Origin of the sequence: Aeromonas sp. QDB30 (assembly GCF_027707645.1) — a bacterium.
Classification (GTDB): domain Bacteria; phylum Pseudomonadota; class Gammaproteobacteria; order Enterobacterales; family Aeromonadaceae; genus Aeromonas; species Aeromonas caviae.
In genome coordinates this window covers 1-716 of record NZ_JAPCIY010000193.1, presented here as the reverse complement: position 1 = coordinate 716, position 716 = coordinate 1, and the positions used below count along the sequence as shown (strand labels likewise).

At 57.3% G+C, this 716-nt stretch carries 1 pseudogene; it reads left to right on the top strand.

Annotated elements, in window-relative coordinates:
* Positions 1–716 (top strand): annotated as a pseudogene (locus tag PG896_RS21075) (IS1634-like element ISAs25 family transposase); the annotation flags it as partial.

The window sequence follows — 716 nt, the reverse complement described above, 5'->3', positions numbered from 1 at the left end:
GGCCTACCTGTCTATATGCAGGCCCTGAGCGGCAATAGTAATGACACCAAAGCCTTTGCCCAGACCGTTCGTCGCCATTTGAGCAGTCTCAAGGCCGCGCAGGAGTGCCGTTATCTGGTCGGCGATGCCGCACTGTACTGCGCCGATACCTTGCAATTACTGGCGCAACAGCAGCAACTATTTGTGACCCGGGTGCCCGTCACTCTCAATGAGGCAAAGCAGGCCGTGGCAACCATAGGTGCACAACCGCTGACCGCTCTGGGCAATGGCTATCATGGCCGTTGGCAACACGCGAATTATGCCGGGGTCGCGCAACGTTGGTTGCTGGTGCGCAGCGAACAAGCCAGCCACCGCGAGCAGCAGACATTGGCCAAAAACCTGCTCAAAGACAGTACCCGCGAGCTCAAAGCCTTCGCCAAATTGTGTGCCCGACGCTTTGCTTGTGAGGCGGATGCCCAAGCTGAGTTGAGCTGTTTTACCGCCAGCTTGATGCTGCTGCAACTGGATGCCGAAGTGGTAGGTGAACCCGTTTATACAGGACGTGGCAGACCCAAGCGTGGCGAAGAGCCAATTGGCCATCAGTTTCAAATCACTGGGTTGGCGGCAACTAGCCTGGCTTGCGTTGAAGAGGCCCGCAACCAGACCGGGGTGTTCATCCTGGCGACCAATGACCACAGCGATACGCTGACCATGGCCGAACTTTTGGCCACCTATAA